This window comes from Sphingomonas yabuuchiae (assembly GCF_001477495.1).
GTDB classification, from domain to species: Bacteria; Pseudomonadota; Alphaproteobacteria; order Sphingomonadales; family Sphingomonadaceae; genus Sphingomonas; species Sphingomonas yabuuchiae_A.
In genome coordinates, this window is sequence record NZ_LDTF01000085.1 from 1 (window position 1) to 1,994 (window position 1,994).

General features: G+C 70.3%; 2 protein-coding genes. Both read right to left on the reverse strand.

Features of this window, described 5'->3' with window-relative positions; translation table 11 throughout:
* Positions 1-548, reverse strand: a 548-nt coding sequence (locus NS355_RS14155) for a cell wall hydrolase (RefSeq protein WP_209445101.1), incomplete at its 3' end; no start/stop codon positions are given.
* Between the two features lie 138 nt (positions 549-686).
* A partial coding sequence (locus tag NS355_RS14160; protein WP_167345465.1) for a M16 family metallopeptidase occupies positions 687-1,994 on the reverse strand: 1,308 nt, incomplete at its 5' end.

Below are 1,994 nucleotides of genomic sequence, written 5' to 3' on the forward strand. Positions count from 1 at the left end.
GCCGCCGCCGCGACCTGCGCCGCGCGCGACCAGCCGGTGACGGCGGGGGTGCGGGACAGGGCGCCGTCGCAGGCGAAGCTGAACTGGCAATGCGCGCGCTCGACCCCCTGATAGACGACGCCGCACACCGTGGCAGGAAAGGCCGGATGCCGTGCGCGGTTGAGCACGACCTGTGCCACGGCACGCTGCCCGTCGATGCTTTCGCCACCCGCTTCATAATAGATGGCGGCGGTCAGGCATTGCATCGCGCGGGCGCGATCGATCGCCGTCGCACGGCCCCATACAAAAGGTCGGGCCGCCACCACGCCGCTATCGGCGATGCGGGCCCCCGGCGGGATCGGCAGGGCGGGCAGGGCGACCGTGCCGGTGCTGCCATCGATGGCGGGCAGCGCGTCGGCTATAGGAGCGGGCGCGGTCCCCTTCAGACGTACGGGGCGTGAGGGCAGGACCGCCGTCGAGCGCCGGGCCTGCCGCCACGCCCCCTGCGCCGCCAGAACCAGCCCGAACGTCAGCATCAGGCCGAGCAGCGCCAGCCAGACCTGTATCATTCGTCTTACGGTCCGCTTCGCCACCCGCAATGTGGGGAGTCCTCCAACCCTGCCGCTATCGGGTTATGCTTATAGCCGAGAGGGTTAAGGATTTTGCGTCGCGTCCTCCCCAAGCCGGACCTGGGGAGGAGTGGACGGTCAGCGCAGCTTGGGCGAGTCGAGATTGACCGACGCGGCCGGTATGACCTCGACCTCCGGATGCGCCTGACGCAGCGCGGGCAGGAACTGCTTGGCGTCGCCGACCACGATGATGCTGGCCGCCTTGGGATCGAGCAATGTGGCCGAAACCGACTCCACCGCCGCCGGATCGACCGCCTGGACGCGCGGGATGTAGCGGCTCAGTTCCTCGAGCGGCACGCCTTGCAGCGTGTAGTTGGCGAGGATGTCGGCGATGCCGTCGGTCGTCTCGATCGTCCGGCCGAATCCGCCGACCAGCACCGCCTGCCGCGTCGCCAGTTCGTCCTGCGGCACGGGTGCGGTGCCCAGTTTGCGCATCTCGGCATCGATCAGCCCGACGACTTCGGCGGCCGAGGGGTTCTTGGTCTGGGTCCGGGCGGAGATGATGCCGATGTCACGGCCCGTCGCCACCGAGCTGCCCGCGCCATAAGCCAGCCCGCGCTTGATGCGGATTTCCTGATTCAGCCGCGACGAAAAGCCGCCGCCCAGTACGGTGTTCGCCACCGCCAGCGGGTAATAGCGGTCATCGGCGCGGCGGATGCCCGAACGCGCGACGACCACCCCCGCCTGCCCGGCATCGGGCATGTCGACGACGATGACGCGCGGTGCGGGGAAAGCGGGTTCGGGGGGCTTGGCCGTCGTCGCGGCGGCTCCGGACACCCGCCAATTGCCCAGATAGCGCTCGGCGACCTGCTTGGCCTGGGCGGGCGTCACGTCGCCGACCAGCAGCAGCGTCGCCTGGCCCGGCTTCCAGCTGCGCGCATAGGCGGCGGTCAGGTCGGCACGGGTCAGCCCCTTCAACGAGGCGGGCGTGCCCGACAGCGGCTGGCCATAGGGACGCGCGCCATAGACCACGCGGTCGGCGACCATCGCCGACAGCTGCGCCGGATTCTGCATGGCGACGTTCAGGCTGTCGATCGACTGGGTGCGGGCGCGATCGATCTCTTCCTGCTTGAAGGCCGGGTTGGTCGCGACATCGGCCAGGATGGTCATTGCCGTGCCCAGCTGCGCCGAGGGGACGGTCAGGTCGATGGTCGCGCCGTCATCCGAGGCTCCGGCCGCGATCGATCCGCCCAGGCTTTCGACCGCCCGCGCGATCTCGGTCGCCGAGCGGGTCGTGGTGCCCTTGGTCATCAGTTCGGACGACAGGCTGCTCGCGCCCGCCTTGCCCACCGGATCGGTCGCCGCACCGCCCAGCGCCACCAGCGAGGCGGTGACCAGCGGCAGATCGTGCCGCTCGACCGTCACGACGCGCAGGCCGTTGGGCAG